The organism is Streptomyces sp. NBC_01341 (genome assembly GCF_035946055.1).
In the GTDB taxonomy this organism is placed as follows: Bacteria; Actinomycetota; Actinomycetes; order Streptomycetales; family Streptomycetaceae; genus Streptomyces.
Genome location: NZ_CP108364.1, coordinates 4,033,128 through 4,051,162, shown reverse-complemented (window position 1 = coordinate 4,051,162; position 18,035 = coordinate 4,033,128). Strand labels below are relative to the sequence as shown.

Annotated in this window: 14 protein-coding genes; 8 read left to right on the top strand and 6 right to left on the bottom strand. The window is 68.4% G+C overall.

Translation table 11 applies throughout. The features are described 5' to 3' along the window. Positions 1-13: 13 nt before the first annotated feature. From OG206_RS17920 to ssd, 4 genes are read right to left on the bottom strand one after another with little or no spacing between them, the layout of a single operon-like run. The gene (locus OG206_RS17920; RefSeq protein WP_442805859.1) at positions 14-826 is read right to left on the bottom strand and encodes a type II secretion system F family protein; all 813 of its coding nucleotides are present in this window, start codon (positions 824-826) and stop codon (positions 14-16) included. Then, positions 823-1,668, bottom strand: a complete 846-nt coding sequence (locus tag OG206_RS17915) for a type II secretion system F family protein (RefSeq protein ID WP_327122312.1) — start codon at positions 1,666-1,668, stop codon at positions 823-825. The genes OG206_RS17920 and OG206_RS17915 overlap by 4 nt, the downstream gene beginning before the upstream one ends. Before the next feature lie 23 nt (positions 1,669-1,691). Beyond that, the gene (locus tag OG206_RS17910) at positions 1,692-2,840 is read right to left on the bottom strand and encodes a TadA family conjugal transfer-associated ATPase (RefSeq protein ID WP_327117231.1); all 1,149 of its coding nucleotides are present in this window, start codon (positions 2,838-2,840) and stop codon (positions 1,692-1,694) included. After that, positions 2,837-3,967 (bottom strand): septum site-determining protein Ssd, encoded by a 1,131-nt coding sequence (ssd, locus tag OG206_RS17905; RefSeq protein WP_442805858.1) that lies wholly within the window; start codon positions 3,965-3,967, stop codon positions 2,837-2,839. The genes OG206_RS17910 and ssd overlap by 4 nt, the downstream gene beginning before the upstream one ends. A 499-nt stretch (positions 3,968-4,466) precedes the next feature. Here ssd and OG206_RS17900 point away from each other — a divergent pair, with 499 nt between their 5' ends. Further along, on the top strand, positions 4,467-5,306 hold the full coding sequence (locus OG206_RS17900; RefSeq protein ID WP_327117229.1) for an HAD family hydrolase: 840 nt from the start codon (positions 4,467-4,469) through the stop codon (positions 5,304-5,306). Between the two features lie 425 nt (positions 5,307-5,731). On the opposite strand, the gene OG206_RS17895 is transcribed toward OG206_RS17900, so the two are convergent. Then, the gene (locus OG206_RS17895; protein WP_327117227.1) at positions 5,732-6,556 is read right to left on the bottom strand and encodes an oxidoreductase; all 825 of its coding nucleotides are present in this window, start codon (positions 6,554-6,556) and stop codon (positions 5,732-5,734) included. Between the two features lie 95 nt (positions 6,557-6,651). On the opposite strand from OG206_RS17895, the gene OG206_RS17890 reads away from it, so the two are divergent. Beyond that, on the top strand, positions 6,652-7,653 hold the full coding sequence (locus tag OG206_RS17890; RefSeq protein ID WP_327117225.1) for an ATP-binding protein: 1,002 nt from the start codon (positions 6,652-6,654) through the stop codon (positions 7,651-7,653). A 23-nt stretch (positions 7,654-7,676) separates the two neighbouring features. Here the strand turns inward: OG206_RS17890 and OG206_RS17885 are convergent, their stop codons facing one another. Then, a complete protein-coding gene (locus tag OG206_RS17885) occupies positions 7,677-8,999 on the bottom strand; it encodes a hypothetical protein (protein ID WP_327117223.1) in 1,323 nt (440 codons plus the stop codon). 299 nt (positions 9,000-9,298) lie between these two features. Between OG206_RS17885 and OG206_RS17880 the strand changes: the two genes are divergently transcribed. The 6 genes from OG206_RS17880 (at position 9,299) to OG206_RS17855 (ending at position 17,833) form a co-directional block, all read left to right on the top strand. Then, on the top strand, positions 9,299-11,797 hold the full coding sequence (locus tag OG206_RS17880) for a SulP family inorganic anion transporter (protein ID WP_327117221.1): 2,499 nt from the start codon (positions 9,299-9,301) through the stop codon (positions 11,795-11,797). A gap of 187 nt (positions 11,798-11,984) precedes the next feature. Continuing rightward, a complete protein-coding gene (acs, locus tag OG206_RS17875; RefSeq protein WP_327117219.1) occupies positions 11,985-13,952 on the top strand; it encodes an acetate--CoA ligase in 1,968 nt (655 codons plus the stop codon). A 624-nt stretch (positions 13,953-14,576) separates the two neighbouring features. Continuing rightward, entirely contained in the window at positions 14,577-15,980 is a 1,404-nt protein-coding gene (gene nhaA, locus OG206_RS17870) for a Na+/H+ antiporter NhaA (RefSeq protein ID WP_327117217.1), read from the top strand. 39 nt (positions 15,981-16,019) lie between these two features. Beyond that, positions 16,020-16,550 (top strand): phage holin family protein, encoded by a 531-nt coding sequence (locus OG206_RS17865; RefSeq protein WP_327117215.1) that lies wholly within the window; start codon positions 16,020-16,022, stop codon positions 16,548-16,550. Continuing rightward, the gene (locus OG206_RS17860) at positions 16,547-17,524 is read left to right on the top strand and encodes an alpha/beta fold hydrolase (protein ID WP_327117213.1); all 978 of its coding nucleotides are present in this window, start codon (positions 16,547-16,549) and stop codon (positions 17,522-17,524) included. Before OG206_RS17865 ends, OG206_RS17860 begins: the two co-directional genes overlap by 4 nt. A 105-nt stretch (positions 17,525-17,629) precedes the next feature. Continuing rightward, positions 17,630-17,833 (top strand): hypothetical protein, encoded by a 204-nt coding sequence (locus tag OG206_RS17855; protein ID WP_327117210.1) that lies wholly within the window; start codon positions 17,630-17,632, stop codon positions 17,831-17,833. Positions 17,834-18,035 lie beyond the last annotated feature (202 nt).

The window sequence follows — 18,035 nt, the reverse complement described above, 5'->3', positions numbered from 1 at the left end:
CACTCGTTTCAGCTCAGTTGCGGTGCAACAGACCGGTCGCGAGCCCGATGACCACAGGCGCGACGCCGACCGCCAGGAAGGCGGGCAGGAAGCAGAGGCCGACGGGAGCGGTGATCAGAACACCCGCTCGCTGGGCGCGCGCCACGGCCGCACTTGCCCGCTCCGCGCGCATCTCATCGGCAAGTCGGGCTACCGGCTCCGCGGCGGGTGCCCCAGTCGTCCCCGCCCGCTCCAGGCAGCGCGCCAGGGGTGCGGCACCCGGTACCTCACCGAACCGTCCCCACGCCTCGATCGGGTCGCCACCGAGCCTGATCTCGGCCGCCGTTCGGGCCAATCGGTCGCCGAGCGGTCCTCCCATGGATTCCCCCACCGCTTCCGCGGCATCCCGGGGCCCGGCTCCGGCGGAGATGCAGGACGCCAGAAGGTCCGCAGCGAGGGGCAGTTGTCGGGCGATCCGAGCCAATTCGCCTTGCTCACCCTTCGCTTCTCGGCGCTTCGAAAAACGCTGCCACCGCCAGACGCCGTACGCGGCCGCCGCGCCGATCACGCAGCCCGTCGCGCCACCGACCAGAACCCACCCGGTCGCCCAGGACGCGAGAGGTGCGACCCAGCGCCGAGCCGGATCCCATCCCGCCCCCCGTAGATTCAGTCGTCCTCGCCCGTTGCGGGGCGACGAGGTCGTGGTCAGGAGTGCCCCTCGTCTGCGTATCACCCGCGCGTGCCGGCCCTCAGCCAACGTGAGGGCCAGATACGCCGCTGCCCCCAGTGCCGCTCCCACCGCCACCGCAGCTCCGGGCAACTCGCCGCCCTCAGGCAAGCCGTTCACGTCGCCTCTCCCGCAGTCACGATTCGCGATGCCCAGAACAGCCCAGCGGCCTCGAGCAGGCCACCCGACGTCAGGCAGACCAGGCCCCCGGGGGTGTGCAACAGGACGTGCAGTGGATCCGCGCCGAGGGCCGCCCCCAATCCAAGACCGACCACCGGAAGCAGAGCCAGCACCATCACCGTCGACCAGGCTCCCGCCAGCTGAGCTCTCAGTTCATCGCGTCGGCGTCGGTCGGCCCGCAGTGCACTCTCCAGGCGTGCCAGGCCGGCGGCAAGGCCGGCTCCCCCGTCCACCGCGACTCGCCAGCAGGCCGCGACTCCCACAAGCCCGTCAAGACCGGGGCCGGCCGATGCCCGTCGTAGCGCGCTCGGCACGTCGCCGCCGAACAGCGCAGCCGCCAGCACCGCGGACTCGGCGACGCCCAGCGCACCCGCATTCCGCCCGGCAGCCAGCAGCGCGTGTCCAGGCTCCCTCCCTGCCCGCAACTCACCCACCACTGCTCCGCAGAGCGCCGTGACCGCGTCGGCGGCTCGCTCGCGCTCGCGCCGCCGGGCTCTGCGGCGCATCCAGCGCCGCACCAGAGGAATCACCACGGCCCCGGCAAGCAAGGGCAGCACCGAGTCGCCCACGACAGCGAGCAGAGCCGCCACAGGGGCGCACAGCCATTCGCGCCGCCGATCGGCGAACATGCGCACCATGGCCCACGCCAGCCTCGCGTCCGGCCAACCAGCTCGCTTCCTCGCGAACAAAGCCCTCGCCCGCCGCACGCCCGGATCGCGAGTCACGGCCAAGCCACCCGCCACCCCCGCGCATACGGCCATCACCCACGCGAGTCCGCTCATGAGCGGGTCCTCGCCCACCGCGATCACGGCTGCTCCCCGGTCAGCGCGCCGAGACGCTGCCATCCGCGCTCCCGGATGAACCCCCCCGGGCCCCAACTGAGCGCGGGCACGGTGATCACAAGGCCGGCCCGGTCCCTCTCGAGTACGTGCACCTCGGCCAACCGGCGCCGCCCCCCGCCATCCCTGACGAGGTGGAGCACTACGGAAAGTGCTGCCGCCAGTTGGCTGTGCAGTGCGGCCCGGTCAAGGCCCGCAGCTGTACCGAGGGCCTCCAGACGCGCTGGAACGTGCTCAGCCGCGTTCGCGTGCACGGTGCCGCATCCACCCTCGTGCCCGGTGTTCAGGGCCGCCAGCAGCTCCGTCACCTCGGCGCCTCGCACCTCGCCCACCACAAGACGGTCAGGGCGCATGCGCAACGCCTGCCGCACGAGATCCCTGAGGGTCACCTGGCCCGCTCCCTCCTGATTGGCGGGCCGTGACTCCAGGCGCACCACGTGCGGGTGGTCGGGACGCAATTCCGCAGAGTCCTCTGCGAGCACGATGCGTTCGCGCTCGCCGACCGCCCCCAACAGGCTCGACAGCAAGGTCGTCTTGCCGGCGCCGGTCCCGCCGCTGATCAGGTAGGACGTCCGAGCCTCCACCAATGCCTTCAGAAGCCGGTCGCCACCCGGCGGGATGGTTCCCGCCCTCACCAGCTCCGCCAAGGTGAAGGCTTTGGGCCGCACCACCCGCAGAGACAGACAGGTCGAGCCGACCGCGACCGGTGGCAGGACCGCGTGCATCCGCGTCCCGTCCGGCAACCGCGCGTCCACCCACGGCCGGGCATCGTCCAGGCGACGTCCGGCCACCGCTGCGAGCCTTTGAGCCAGCCTCCGGACCGCAGCCGCATCACGAAAGGTCACGCGGGTCAGTTCGAGCCCGCCGCCTCGGTCCACCCACACCCTGTCCGGTGCGGACACCAGTACGTCGGTCACCGCCGCGTCTGCCAGGAGCCCCTCGAGGACCCCTGTACCGACCAGCTCGCCGCGCAACTCCTCTGCCGCCCCCAGTACTTCTGTGTCCCCGAGAAGCCGGCCCTGTTCCCGAAGTGCGGCAGCCACCCCTGCCGGGGTGGGCTCCGCCCCACTACGGGCCAGTCGCTGCCGAACCGCGTCGAGAAGCGCCTCGGTCATGGCGTGCCTCCCTGGTAGTCCCCGGCCGGGATTCCGCCCGAGGCACCCGCGGCTTCCCAGAACGCCGCACAGAAGCGGGCCAGGGCTCCACGGGAGTCCCCGCCGGGCGGCATACCGCCGTCCTGGGCCGCGAACAACTCCGCCTCCACCGGCATATCGCCCACGAGTGGCAGCCCAAGCGCCTGCGCCACCCACTGTTCGTCCAGCCCCGCCCCGTACGGGCCTCGGGCGACGACTCGCAGGTCCTCCAAAATCGTTCCCACCGCGGATGCCACGCGCTGGGCCGCCGCCACCGCTCTCAGTTCACCGGGGACCACCAAGAGCCCGACATCCAGTTGCGCGATGGCTTCTGCCACGCTTTCATCGACCCGCCGCGGGAGGTCCACCACCACCACTCCACCGAGTCGGCGGGCCGCTGCTAGAACCGATCGCATGGCTTGACGTGGAACGATCACCCCGTCGTCCCGGCTCCAGCTGAGGACGCGCAAACCGTGCAGTGCGGGCAGGGAATCCTCCAGCGCGCCACCGCCGACCCTCCCCTTCGACCGTGCGAAATCCGGCCACCGTAAGCCTTTGGATTGTTCTCCCCCCAGCAGCACGTCGATGCCACCGCCCAGCGGGTCTCCGTCGATCAGCATGGTCCGGTGGCCGGACCTGGCCGCCGTGACGGCCAGTGCGCAGGCGAGTGTGGACGCGCCGGAACCGCCCCGGCCTCCCATCACTCCTACGGTCAGCGCCGCCCGGCCCACGCCCTCCGCTGCATTGGCGATCTGATCGACCAGCCAGCCCTCAGAATCCGGAAGCCGCAATACGTACTCGGCCCCGATCTCCACCGCACGCCGCCACACCTCGGGGTCGTCCTGATCGCGCCCGACGAGCATGACGTCCCGCCTGCGGGTCATGCCCCGGCAGCGCGCCGCCGCGTCATCGCCCACCAGGACCATCGGGGCGCGCTCCCACTCGCTTCTTTCGCCCGGTGGGCCGTGATGCACCTCGGGCACCGCTCCGGCAGCGGCACACAGCCGGAGCAGATCGTCCAGGAGGTCCACGTCCCCCGTCACGATCATGGGCCCACCCACCGCCCCTTCGACGCTCGACAGCGCCACGTCCGTGATAGATCCAGCCACGATCTCCGGCCCCTTCTCCGGTCCCTTCACTGCGGATTCGCGACGGCTCGATGCCTTCCGAGATGCGCGATTCCGGAACCCGCGGTCTTCACGGGTGGAAACAACATGCAGCGCCTCGGGAAAACGTGTGGATCTTGCTCGAAAACTGTGGACAACCGCGGCATTGTGAATAACTCGGTCGCTCGTACAGGGGACTTTCGGAGCGCAGCCCTTTCGCTACAGTGAGTGACCATGCATGATCAAAGCAACCCGCTCCACAGGGGGGCGACCTGGGCACGCGGCAAGGGGAGGAGTTTGGATCGTGAAGCCGGAAACGGGTCCGGACATGCGACGACCCCCGCCGGGGGGGAGAGCGGGGGTCGTCCCCACGGCCGACTCGGGGGGGGAGGAGCCGGACCGGGTTAGCACGGTCGCGAACGATCCGTGACTTCCATGGTGTACCCGAGCGCCTTCTCAGGCAAACCCACCCGCCGCGGTTTACGCCGAATGGCGGGCCCCTATGCTCACCTTTGTGGAAAACTGCTTCTCGCCGCGCACCGCAGCCTTCTTCGACCTGGACAAGACGGTCATTGCGAAGTCATCGACGCTGACCTTCAGCAAGTCCTTCTACCAGGGCGGGCTGATCAACCGCCGCGCCGTTCTGCGCACCGCGTACATCCAGTTCGTGTTCCTCGCCGGAGGCGCCGATCACGACCAGATGGAGCGGATGCGCGAGTACCTCTCGGCACTCTGCAAGGGTTGGAACGTCCAGCAGGTCAAGGATCTGGTGGCCGAGACCCTGCATGACCTGATCGACCCGATCATCTACGACGAAGCAGCGACCCTCATCGAGGAGCATCACACCGCCGGGCGCGATGTCGTCATCGTTTCGAGCTCAGGGGCCGAAGTAGTCGAACCCATCGGGGAACTCCTCGGCGCGGACCGGGTCGTCGCGACCCGGATGGTCGTCGGCGACGACGGCTGCTTCACCGGCGAGATCGAGTACTACGCGTACGGGCCGACAAAGGCGGAGGCGATCAGGGCTCTCGCCGAATCGGAGGGCTACGACCTCTCGCGTTGCTACGCCTACAGCGACTCGGCCACGGACGTGCCGATGCTCGACGCGGTCGGCCACCCCTACGCCGTCAACCCGGACCGGGCCCTGCGACGGGAGGCAGCCCTCCGCGAATGGCCAGTTCTCGTCTTCGACCGGCCTGTCCGCCTGAAGCAACGCCTGCCCGCGTTCTCGATGCCGCCACGTCCGGCTCTCGTAGCCGCCGCAGCGGTAGGCGCCGCGGCCTTGACGGCAGGGCTGGTTTGGTACACCAACCGTCGCCGTGCCGCCGCGGCAGCATTCTGACGGGCGGGGTGCAGTCGAAGCCGAAGCGTAGCTTCCGGCACGACTTCGCGGATGCCTACAAATGCACGATTCACCCCTATTTGAAACCAAAAGTAAAGAAATCTGCCCAGGGGTTCCTCTGCACCGGGTCCTGGAGTAAAAAGGGATTACCGGCCCGCGAGACCTGGGACATCCGAGAGGATCACCCATTCACGCACGAACGGCCCCACGGACCGCGCACGAAAGCTGAGCACCCACGCGACGTCGACCCGTCGATTACGGGCCAGCCGCACCAGGTGACGGGCAATGAACCCGACCTGATGGGCATATCTCGAGGACGCCTGGTAACCCGGCGGACGTGCCAGCGGCGGTACCGAATCCGGTACCGCCGCAACCCTTACCCCGCCATGACGCCCAGCTCCGGCCGGTGGCGGGTCACGTCGGCCCTAAGCCGCGCCCCGCTGCAGGGCTTCGCACACCGCCGTGGATTCCCTGACGCCCAGTTCCACAGATCGTCCGCAGTGGGTGATCCACGCGGCCATACCCTCGGGTCGCCCCGAGAGATACCCGTCGAACGCCGCTACGTACGATGCCCGCCCCTGTTCGGCGTGACCGACTTCGGGGGGACAGATCGCTTTCGGATCAAGACCGCTACCGATCAACACGATCCGCTCGGCGGTCCGGGCCACCAGACCGTTATGGGAACCGAAGGGTCGTAGCGCCAGAAGCTCACCGTGGACGACCGCAGCGGTTACCAGTGCGGGCGCCGCACTCCCGGTGATGATCAGATGCGACAGCCCTTCGAGCCTTCCGGACACCTCATCCGCGTCGGGAAGAGGTGCCTCGATCACGGGCTCCTCCACCGGCTCACCCGACAGCCGAGGCCGGCCGACGCCGTCGTCGGGGACGGCTCCGCCCGCTGCGACGAGATGCAGACGCGCGAGCACCCGGACAGGCGACTGCCGCCAGATGGAGAGCAACTGCCCCGCCTCCGCCGTGAGCCGCAGAGCGGCACCGACGGTTCGGGCCTCCGGCTCACCACTGAAATCCGTACGCCTGCGCACCTCTTCGAGGTTCCAGTCGGCGCCCGAGAGGGCAGCTGAACCCCGGGCGCCACGCAGGGCCGCTTCCGCGGTGACCTCGTTACCGCGGCGCCGCATCACTCGATGGCCGTAGACCCGGTCCACAGCCTTGCGAACGGAGTCCACCGCGCCGGTGACGCCCGGCAGGGCGGCCAGGGCGGCAAGCGGGTCCGAGGAAGTCGTACTCATAAGTAGCAAGGCTACGCGCCCCTGCGCCTACGCCACCGCGAAGTGTCTTTCTTCACGAAGCCTGGACACAAAGAGCAATCAAACCGCTACCGTAGGTGAACATGAAGATCGCTTTCGTGGGTAAGGGCGGCAGCGGCAAGACAACGCTGTCCTCGCTCTTCATCCGTCACCTCGCCGCCAATGAAGCCCATGTCGTCGCAGTGGACGCCGACATCAACCAGCATCTCGGAGCCGCCCTCGGCCTGAACGAGGACGAGGCAGCCACGCTGCCCGCCATGGGGTCCCAGCTCCCCCTCATCAAGGACTACCTGCGCGGTAACAACCCGCGCATCACCTCCTCGGCGACCATGATCAAGACAACGCCGCCCGGGCAGGGCTCGCGGCTGCTGCGCGTCCGCGAGGACAATCCCGTCTACGACGCCTGCGCCCGCACAGTCGCGCTCGACGACGGGGACATCCGGCTGATGGTCACCGGTCCGTTCACCGAGTCCGACCTCGGAGTGGCCTGCTACCACTCGAAGGTCGGGGCGGTCGAACTCTGCCTCAACCACCTGGTCGACGGCCCCGACGAGTACGTCGTGGTGGACATGACGGCTGGTTCGGACTCTTTCGCGTCAGGGATGTTCACGCGTTTCGACATGACCTTCCTCGTCGCCGAGCCGACCCGGAAAGGCGTTTCCGTCTACCGGCAGTACAAGGATTACGCGCGCGACTTCGGCGTCGCGCTGAAGGTGGTCGGCAACAAGGTGCAGGGCCAGGACGACCTCGACTTCCTGAAGGCGGAGGTCGGCGAAGACCTGCTGGTCGGTGTCGGCCATTCCAACTGGGTACGAGCGATGGAGAAGGGCCGCCCCGCACCGTTCGACCTGCTGGAGGCGGACAACCGGATGGCTCTGCAGGCTCTGCAGAATGCCGCGGAGGATTCGTACGAACTGCGCGACTGGGAGCGCTACACCCGGCAGATGGTGCACTTCCACCTGAAGAACGCGGAGAGCTGGGGCAACGAGAAGACGGGCGCCGACCTGGCTGCCCAGGTCGACCCCGCCTTCGTCCTGGATGAGCACCGCACCGTGGCGAGCGCTACCCAGCCGGCCTGACCGTACGGAAAGAACCAGGTGGCTCAGTCCCGTCCAGCGCTTTCTTCGGCACCCGTGCCGGCCGGCCGTCCGTCGGGCCCGGCGGGCACGGGACTCCCCGAGGCGTCGGCCTGAGCAGCGCCGGCGAGAAAGGCCGCCCAGCCGGGCTTGGGTGCCTGGCCAACCTTCAGAGTGCCGAGCTTGGCCAGCGTCGCGGGGTCCTGTGCATCCAGCCAGTCGGCGAGCTGGCGGAAGGAAACGCACTGCACATCCCGCTGGGTGCAAACGGTCTTGATCGTCTCCTCGATCGCACGCATGTACGTGCCACCATTCCAGGATTCGAAGTGGTTACCGATGATCAGTGGGGCACGGTTTCCGTTGTAGGCGCGGTCGAACGCCTGGAGCAGACCATCACGCATCTGGTTGCCCCAGTACGCGTGCTTGGTCGGGTCACCCTGCGTCGTGCCTGACTGGTTGAACATGAAGTTGTAGTCCATCGACAGCGTCTCGAACGCCCGGCCCGGCACAGGGACAAGCTGCAGCGGGAGATCCCAGAGTCCCTCCTTCTTCGAAGGCCAGACCTGGTTGCCGATACCGCTGGAGTCGTAGCGGAAGCCCATCGTCCGCGCTGCCGCGACCATGTTCTTCTGACCCTCGAGGCAAGGAGTACGGGCGCCGACGAGCTCCTTCTCGTAGTCGAACGGCAGCGGCGCTTCGTTCTTGAGGGCCGGGACGTTGGTCTTCCAGCTCTTCACGAACGACTTCGCCTGACTGATCTCGCTCTTCCACTCGTCCACGGACCAGGTGCCGACGCCTCCGTCCGGACCACAGAAGTGCCCGTTGAAGTGGGTGCCGATCTCGTTGCCGTCGAGCCACGCGGCCCGGAGCTCCGTGAGGGTGTCACGGATTCCCTCAGCGTCGTTGAACCCGATGTCGGAGCGGCCCTCAGAGTGCTGTGGCGGGTCATAGAGCGCCTTCTTCTCCTCCGGCAGGAGATACACACCGCTGAGGAAGTACGTCATCCTGGCGTCGTACTTCTTGGATACGGCCCGGAAATGCGAGAACAACTTCTGACTGTCCTCACCAGCACCGTCCCAGGAGAACACCACGAATTGCGGCGGCTTCTGACCGGCCTTCAGGCGCTTCACCGCGGGGAGCTTCGGCTGAGGTCCGGTGAAGGCGGTGGAACCGTCCCCGATGAGGGTGACCGCAGCCTTCGGCGCCGCAGCCGGCGAGTTGCCCTCAGCCGGCTTCTTCCCGGCGCCGGGACCGGCGGCTCCCGTACCCAGCCCCGAGCAGCCGGCCAGACCGGCGATCAGCGCCGTGACCACGGCACCCAGGGCGATCCGCTTCGTGGCGGCCATCATCCGTCCACCCTCTTCCTTGCAGGAGGTCGCGCGTCGTAACGCCGACACGGCGCGGCCAACCTCACACGCAGAGCTGCGGAAACCAGTACGACAAGCCGGACGAAAAGCTGCTTATTCACTTGAACGAGTGACCAAATGCGCTATTTGCTCGAAAACATGGACACTACTCTTTACTCTCCATTACGATTCATTTACTGAGAGTTGAGAATCCCGCCGCTTCACCCCACCGCCGCACGCCGTGATCCACGGCCGCCGTCAGTCACATACCGCGACCGCGCTGCCCCGGAGGAGACGGGAACATGTCTGCCTGCGTCCCCACCCGCAATGACCACTCATCCCGCAGTTCGCGCCTCTCCCGGGCGTCGGGCTTCAAGCGGCACCACAGTCCGCCACCCCGCCGCGGACGCTTCCGCGTCTCCGGTGCCGACCTGTCCGCATCGATCACTGTCTTCCTCATCGCCGTGCCCATGTCGCTCGGGCTGGCCGTGGCCATGGACGCCCCCTTGGCGGCCGGCCTGGTCTCGGCGGCAATCGGCGGCATCGTCGCCGGGTCGCTCGGAGGCACCCCCCTCCAGGTCAGTGGACCGTCCGCGGGACTGACCGTTGTCACGGCCGAGTTGATCCAGATCTACGGCTGGCGCACCACCTGTGCGATCACCGTAGGCGCAGGCCTCCTGCAGATTCTGCTCGGCTCACTGAGAGCCGCCCGTAGCGCATTGGCCGTCAGCCCGGCCATCGTGCACGGCACGCTCGCGGGCATCGGGGTGGCGATCGCCCTCGCCCAGGTCCACATCGTGCTCGGCGGAGGCCCTCAAAGCTCCGCGCTCGACAACGCGCTTGCACTCCCGGCCCGCCTCGCGCAGTCCGATCCGGCCGCTCCCCTCATCGGAGCGCTGACGATCCTCCTCCTGATCGTGTGGCCACGCCTGCCTGGCCGCATCGGATCGATGATGGGAAGGATTCCGGCCGCGCTCGCCGCCGTGGTCTCGGCAACGGCCGTAGCCGCCGCGACGGCGCCGGGAATCGCCCGGGTCGACCTTCCGTCATGGCGCTCGCACGCCCTGCCCGAGGTACCGCAGGGCCCGGTGGCCGCGCTCGCCACAGCGGTGTTCACCGTCATGCTCGTCGCGAGCTTGGAGTCCCTGCTGGCCGCCGTCTCCGTGGACAAGATGTCGGCCGACCGGGTGATGTCGGCCCCTAAGGACGGGGCGGCACCGCTTCCGCCCGTCAAACGCTCGGATCTCGACCGGGAGCTGCGCGCCCAGGGCGTCGCCAACACATTGTCAGGGCTTGTCGGAGGACTGGCAGTCTCCGGGGGTGCGGTACGCAGCTCCGCGAACGTGCGGGCAGGCGCAGAGAGCCGTGCTTCCACGGTTCTGCACGGCGTATGGGTGCTGCTGTCGGCAGCTTTGCTTGTCACGGCGCTCGAATGGATTCCTCTGGCCGCGCTCGCCGCGCTGGTCATGGTGGTCGGCATCCAGATGGTCAACTTCGCGCACATCCGCAAGGTGCACAAACACCGTGAGTTCCTGGTGTACGGAGCCACCATCACCGGCGTGCTCCTCTTCGGCGTACTCGAGGGGGTGGCGATCGGCATCGTCGTTGCGGTGGCGGTCGCCCTCCACCGGCTGGCCCGCACACGCATCACGGTGTCCGAGCAGGAGGGCCGCTATCTCGTGGCCGCTCGCGGACAGCTGACCTTCCTCGCGGTGCCACGACTGAGCCGGGCCCTGGGACGGCTTCCGCACGGAGTCGACGCCGTGGTCGAGTTGGACGGCTTCTTCATGGACCATGCGGCCTACGAGACCATCCAGGACTGGTACGCGGCTCAGACCGCGATGGGTGGGCGGATCGAATTCACCGGACGTTCCGGGGGCAGGATCGCCGAGCCGGCATCGGCGGCGCACTCCTGCTGCCGACCATGGACACCGTGGCGCAACCATCACTGTCACGACCGCGTGCAGGAAGCCGCCCCCACGCCCACGGTCTCACCCATGGTCCGGGAAAACCCTCCGGCAGCCACCCCGTCGGCACCCCCGGCCGAGCGACAGGGCGGGCATCGCCTGCTCAGCGGTCTCAGCTCCTTCCAGCGCAACACGGCACCCCTGGTCCGTGAGGAACTGGCCCGTCTGGCCGCCGAGGGGCAGCGACCCTCCCAGCTCTTCATCACCTGCGCCGACTCCCGCCTGGTCACGAGCATGATCACCGCCAGTGGGCCCGGCGATCTCTTCACTGTGAGGAACGTCGGAAACCTGGTACCCCCGCCGGGCACTCCGGAGGCCGTCGCCCAGGACGACTCGGTGGCAGCCGCGATCGAGTACGCCGTGGACGTGCTGGGGGTGGACTCCATCACGGTATGCGGCCACTCGGGATGCGGTGCCATGCAGGCCCTATTGGGGGCGGCCCCGGAAACACCCCGTACGCCTTTGTGGCGTTGGTTGCGCCATGGACTGCCGAGCCTGGACAGAATGCGTTCGCGTCACCACTCCTGGGCTCGCATCGCGGGCAGGATGCCCACCGACGCGGTGGAGCAACTCTGCCTCACCAACGTGGTCCAGCAGTTGGAACATCTGCGGGCACACGAGTCGGTAGCCCGCAGGCTGGCGGCGGGTTCCCTGCAGCTGCACGGCATGTACTTCCACGTCGGAGAGGCGCAGGCTTACCTGCTGACCGAGGGTGTCAGCTCCGGGACGGGACCCGACGAGGTCTTCGCCAAGGTCGCTCCCGGAGTGGAAGGGGCGGTGAACGACGGCACGGAGGTCCTGGACCTCGCACCCGACGCCGCGGTCCGTACCTGAACCGCTCGCACATCTGGTCCGTGAAACCTGGTGGTCCCGCTTCCGCGCGGCGCACGTCGAGGCACGCGGAGGCGGGACCTGTGGCTCCTTACACGAAGCACAGGTCTAAACCAATTCCCGGCAGACACTTGTCACCTGGCCCGCAGCCTGATGAGCTGTCCCCCGGGACACAACGGACACCCTGGGAATGGGAGATGTCGTGAGCAACGAAAGCCTGGCCAATCTGCTCAAGGAGGAGCGGCGGTTCGCACCGCCTGCCGATCTGGCCGCGAACGCCAACGTGACAGCGGAGGCGTATGAGCAGGCCGAGGCGGACCGGCTGGGCTTCTGGGCCGAGCAGGCCCGTCGCCTGACCTGGGCCACGGAGCCGACCGAAACACTGGACTGGAGCAATCCCCCCTTCGCGAAGTGGTTCGCGGACGGCAAGCTCAACGTCGCCTACAACTGCGTGGACCGGCACGTCGAGGCAGGCAACGGCGACCGAGTCGCCATCCACTTCGAGGGCGAGCCCGGCGACAGCCGCGCGATCACCTACGCGGAACTGAAGGACGAAGTCTCCCGCGCCGCCAACGCTCTCATCGAGCTGGGCGTCTCCAAGGGTGACCGGGTCGCCGTCTATCTGCCGATGATCCCCGAGGCCGCCGTCGCGATGCTGGCCTGCGCCCGCATCGGCGCCGCGCACTCCGTCGTCTTCGGGGGCTTCTCCGCTGACGCCATCGCCGCCCGAATCCAGGACGCCGATGCCAAGGTCGTCATCACCGCCGACGGCGGCTACCGCCGCGGCAAGCCCTCCGCGCTCAAGCCCGCGGTGGACGCAGCAGTCGCCCGAGTCGACAGCGTCGAGCATGTCCTCGTGATCCGGCGCACCGGGCAGGACACCGCGTGGAACGAGGGCCGTGACGTCTGGTGGCACGAGATCACCGGTCGGCAGCCGGCCGAGCACACCCCGGAGGCTTTCGACGCGGAGCAGCCGCTCTTCATCCTGTACACCTCGGGGACGACCGGTAAGCCGAAGGGCATTCTGCACACCTCCGGTGGCTACCTGACCCAGGCGTCCTACACGCACAACGCGGTCTTCGACCTCAAGCCGGAGTCGGACGTGTACTGGTGCACCGCCGACGTCGGCTGGGTGACCGGACACTCGTACATCGTCTACGGCCCGCTGGCCAACGGTGCGACCCAGGTCATGTACGAGGGCACGCCGGACACCCCGCACCAGGGACGCTTCTGGGAGATCGTGCAGAAGTACGGCGTCACGATCCTCTACACCGCGCCGACCGCGATCCGGACTTTCATGAAGTGGGGGGACGACATCCCCGCCAAGTTCGACCTGTCGTCCCTGCGCGTCCTGGGTTCGGTCGGTGAGCCGATCAACCCCGAGGCGTGGGTCTGGTACCGCAAGCACATCGGCGCCGACGCGTGTCCGGTCGTGGACACCTGGTGGCAGACCGAGACCGGCGCGATGATGATCTCGCCGCTTCCCGGCGTGACGGCGACCAAGCCCGGTTCGGCTCAGCGTGCCCTGCCCGGCATCTCCGCCACCGTGGTCGACGACGAGGCGAACGAGGTACCGAACGGCGGGGGCGGCTATCTCGTCCTCACCGAGCCGTGGCCGTCGATGCTCCGCACCATCTGGGGCGACGACCAGCGCTTCATCGACACCTACTGGTCGCGCTTCGAAGGCAAGTACTTCGCGGGCGACGGGGCCAAGAAGGACGACGACGGGGACATCTGGCTCCTCGGCCGGGTCGACGACGTCATGCTCGTGTCCGGGCACAACATCTCCACCACCGAAGTCGAGTCCGCCCTCGTCTCGCACCCCTCGGTCGCCGAGGCGGCCGTCGTCGGCGCGAACGACGAAACGACCGGTCAGGCCATCGTCGCCTTCGTCATACTGCGCGGCACCGCCACCGCCTCCGAGGAACTGGTTGCCGAACTGCGCAACCACGTCGGCGCCACACTCGGGCCGATCGCGAAGCCCAAGCGGGTCCTGCCGGTCGCCGAACTGCCGAAGACGCGGTCCGGCAAGATCATGCGCCGGCTCCTGCGCGATGTCGCCGAGAACCGGGAACTGGGGGACGTCACGACGCTGACCGACTCCTCGGTCATGGCGCTCATCCAGACACAGCTCCCCACGGCGTCCTCCGAGGACTGAGCGGGGACTGAACACAGCGGGCCGGCAGAACAGCCGCGCGCGGAACACAGCAAGGCGTGGCGCGGATACGGCGCGAGCAAGTGAACGACCCGCCCCGGGCGGAAACCTGCTCGCCATCGACACGCCTACCACTGACACCGCTGACACCATACGAGGGGCATCCGGCACCGCCGGGTGCCCCTCGTGCTGCCTGAGCAGAACATGAGGGACCCGGCGGGCAAGGCCGACGGGCCAACGGGCTGACAGCAGGCGCAACGGGCAACGGTGACGCGAGAACCGCTGCACGCTGTCGGGCCGGCGGCGCCGAATCCGGATAGCGTGCCGATCACCCCCGTGAAGTGGTGGTTCCGCCGACGGAGCATGTCAAGCGTGCGCTCTCGTCACCCGTCGGACGCGCCCATCGAGGATGCACTCAGAGCAAGCAGGTGCGTCGTTTCGCGCCACGAGCGTTACGATCGCTCGAGCGTGCAGGAACCGCACCTGAGCCGCGCGCACGCGGCGACAGGACGACGACAAGTGCGGCGACAACTTCATATGACATCTCCACAGGGGCGCCGGGAAGTCTGGTCGGCAGGTGAATCCGCCATGCCACCACTGCCGTAATCCGACCCGGAGGTTTCTCTCGTGGCCCCGCCCGCTCCCCCGACCGACCGCCATGGCACCCTCTTCGGCCGGCTCTCCCTGCCCGAGCGGAACTACCTCGCCGAGGCGCTGCGCACCGAGACGGTCGGCGGTGTCATCCTGCTGGCCGCTGCCGTCGCCGCGCTGATCTGGGCCAACACCTACGGCTCCGGCTACACGGCGGTCAGCGATTTCCACTTCGGCCCGGAGTCCCTCGGCCTGCACCTCTCGGTAGCCCACTGGGCTGCCGACGGGCTCCTTGCCGTCTTCTTCTTCGTCGCAGGCCTTGAGCTGAAGAGAGAGCTGGTGGCCGGTGAGCTCCGCGACCCCCGCGCAGCGGCCCTGCCCGTCGCGGCGGCGCTGTGCGGCATGGCCGTCCCCGCGGTCGTCTACGCCCTGACCGCCGCGCTCGGTGGCGGGACCACCGCCGGCTGGGCCGTACCCACCGCCACGGACATCGCGTTCGCGCTCGCTGTCCTCGCGGTCATCGGCACCTCGCTGCCGGCGGCACTGCGCGCCTTCCTCCTGACCCTCGCGGTCGTCGACGACCTCTTCGCCATCCTCATCATCGCGGTCTTCTTCACCGAGGACATCGACTTCCTCGCCCTCGGTGGTGCGTTCGTCGGCCTCGTCGTCTTCCATCTGCTGCTGCGCGCCGGTGTGAGGGGCTGGTACGTCTACCTTCCGCTGGCGCTGGTGATCTGGGGGCTGATGTACAACAGCGGAGTCCATGCCACGATCGCCGGCGTCGCCATGGGCCTCATGCTTCGCTGTACCCGGCGCGAGGGCGAGGCGCAGTCCCCCGGAGAACGCATCGAGCATATGGTCCGCCCCCTGTCGGCCGGTGTCGCGGTTCCGCTGTTCGCGCTCTTCTCAGCGGGTGTCGTCCTCAAGGGCGATGCCCTGGCCGGCGTGTTCACCCGGCCCGAAACGCTCGGAGTGGTGCTCGGTCTCGTCGTCGGCAAGACCGTGGGCGTCTTCGGCGGCACCTGGCTCGTGACCCGCTTCACCAAGGCGCGGCTCAACGAGGACCTGGCCTGGGCCGACGTCTTCGCAGTGGCGACTCTGGCCGGCATCGGTTTCACCGTTTCACTGCTCATCGGGGAACTGGCGTTCACCGGCAACGAGGACATGATCAACGAGATCAAGGCGGCGGTCCTCATCGGTTCCCTGATTGCCGCCGTACTCTCCGGTGTACTGCTCAAACTCCGGGTACGCAGATACAAGGCCCTGTACGACGCGGAGGAGCTCGACGAGGACGAATCGGGGGTTCCCGACGTGTACGAGCAGGACGACCCCGAGTACCACCTGCGCATGGCCGCGCTCTTCGAGCGGAAGGCCGCGGAGCACCGCCGCCTTGCCGAACGGGCGGGGGCAGCGAGCAGCGAGCCGGACAGTCCGGCATGATCTGACATCGGATGTACGCAAAAGGAGAGGGAGTCAGGGATGAGCGACCCCGGCAACTACGCGGGCAGCACCGACCGTAGTATCGGCCAGCTGTTCGCTTCGGCGACGGCCGAGATGTCCGCGCTGGTGCACGACGAGATCGCGCTGGCCAAGGCCGAGGTGCGCCAGGACGTCAAGCGCGGCGTGATCGGCAGCGTGGCGTTCATCGTCACGGGCGTGCTGATCCTCTTCGCGATTCCTGTGCTGAGCTTCGCCGCGGCCTACGGGATCCACAATCTCGGCCTCGGTCTCGCGTGGTCGTTCCTGATCGTGGGCGGTGCGTTCATCCTGTTGGGCGTGCTGCTCGCCCTCTTCGGGCTGGCCAAGTTCAAGAAGGTCAAGCCGCCGGAGAAGTCCATCGCTTCGGCCAAGCAGACCGCGGCGGTGCTGCAGGGCGTCAAGCCCCACCCCCGCCCCGCCGTGACCGCGGTCGCGATCGAGCAGACCCAGGGCAGCTCGATCGCCGACCGGGCGATCGAGGGCCGTCCGGTCCTGGACAAGCCTGCCGCTGTGACACGCTCATCCACATGACCGACCCCGATTTCAGCGCATCCGGCCCGGTTGGCCCATTGGGAGCGGCCGCCGGTCCCGGTGGCCCCGTCCGAATCGAAGGGCCCTGGACCCACCGCGATGTGGCGGCCAACGGCGCACGTTTCCACATCGCCGAGCTCGGTGACGGGCCGTTGGTGCTTCTGCTGCACGGCTTCCCGCAGTTCTGGTGGACCTGGCGCCATCAGCTGACCGCTCTGGCCGACGCCGGCTACCGCGCGGTGGCGATGGACCTGCGCGGGGTCGGCGGCAGCGACCGTACGCCACGGGGTTACGACCCGGCGAACCTGGCTCTCGACGTCACGGGGGTCATCCGCTCGCTCGGCGAGCCGGACGCGGCGCTGGTGGGCCACGACATGGGCGGTTACCTCGCCTGGACGGCGGCCGTGATGCGCCCCAAGCTGGTGCGGCGGCTCGTCGTGTCGTCGATGCCGCACCCTCGCCGCTGGCGTTCCTCGATGCTCTCCGATCTCGCTCAGTCCCGGGCCGGCTCGCACGTGTGGGGGTTCCAGCGCCCCTGGGTGCCGGAACGTCAGCTCGTCGCGGACGACGCCGCGTTGGTGGCGAGGATGATCCGCGACTGGTCGGGGCCGCGCACCCCGGACTTTCCCGACGACGCGACGGTGGACGTGTACCGCCGTGCGATGTGCATCCCGTCGACGGCGCACTGCTCGATCGAGCCGTACCGCTGGATGGTCCGCTCCCTGGCACGGCCGGACGGTGTGCAGTTCAACCGCCGGATGAAACGCCCGGTACGCGTACCGACGCTGCATCTGCACGGCTCGCTGGATCCGGCGATCCGGACGCGTAGTTCCGCGGGATCGGGCGAGTACGTCGAGGCACCGTACAGGTGGCGACTTTTCGACGGTCTGGGGCACTTCCCCCACGAGGAGGATCCGGTCGGCTTCTCGACCGAACTCATCAACTGGCTCAAGGACCCCGAGCCCGACCGGTGACCGATGGGCACGCCTGTCTGACGAACAGCCACTTGCCTGCCGCATAAGCCAATTGGCTGACTCGCACGCGATTACCGACCATGGGTCACGGGCAGACGTCGGGGTATGGGCTGGACGCGCGACTTCAGTGACGCAGCACGCAACCGCCGCTCGACCGCTCCTGCTGGTCCGAGCATTCACGAGGGGGGCGGCTCCCGGAGCCGGGTGCACGATGTGAGTGATTTTCACGATCTCCGACTGGGAATTCCGCGCATTCTCACGCGCCGGGCGCGCTGGGTGTCCGCTCGGCTCCGTCATACCCGCGGATGACGGGCACGCCTCAATGACACACACCGCGCGCGAGCTCCCGGACCGTCAGGTTCCGGGGGCCCCGGCGTGAGGGCGTAACAGCAGAGGCCCATAGGGGTTCCGGGTTCCGTCCGGATTTCCGCACGTGCCGCCTGCCGGCCACCCCGTCCCGGGTGCCTGTGCGGCGCGCAGGCACCGCTTCCGCACACCGCACACCCGCACA

Coding starts and splice junctions, on each gene's coding strand:
- OG206_RS17865 (WP_327117215.1), top strand. CDS start 16,020: ATGAGCGACCCCGGCAACTACGCGGGCAGCACCGACCGTAGTATCGGC.
- OG206_RS17900 (WP_327117229.1), top strand. CDS start 4,467: ATGCTCACCTTTGTGGAAAACTGCTTCTCGCCGCGCACCGCAGCCTTC.
- OG206_RS17910 (WP_327117231.1), bottom strand. CDS start 2,840: ATGACCGAGGCGCTTCTCGACGCGGTTCGGCAGCGACTGGCCCGTAGT.
- OG206_RS17860 (WP_327117213.1), top strand. CDS start 16,547: ATGACCGACCCCGATTTCAGCGCATCCGGCCCGGTTGGCCCATTGGGA.
- OG206_RS17855 (WP_327117210.1), top strand. CDS start 17,630: ATGGGCTGGACGCGCGACTTCAGTGACGCAGCACGCAACCGCCGCTCG.
- acs (WP_327117219.1), top strand. CDS start 11,985: ATGGGAGATGTCGTGAGCAACGAAAGCCTGGCCAATCTGCTCAAGGAG.
- OG206_RS17915 (WP_327122312.1), bottom strand. CDS start 1,668: ATGAGCGGACTCGCGTGGGTGATGGCCGTATGCGCGGGGGTGGCGGGT.
- OG206_RS17885 (WP_327117223.1), bottom strand. CDS start 8,999: ATGATGGCCGCCACGAAGCGGATCGCCCTGGGTGCCGTGGTCACGGCG.
- OG206_RS17880 (WP_327117221.1), top strand. CDS start 9,299: ATGTCTGCCTGCGTCCCCACCCGCAATGACCACTCATCCCGCAGTTCG.
- OG206_RS17895 (WP_327117227.1), bottom strand. CDS start 6,556: ATGAGTACGACTTCCTCGGACCCGCTTGCCGCCCTGGCCGCCCTGCCG.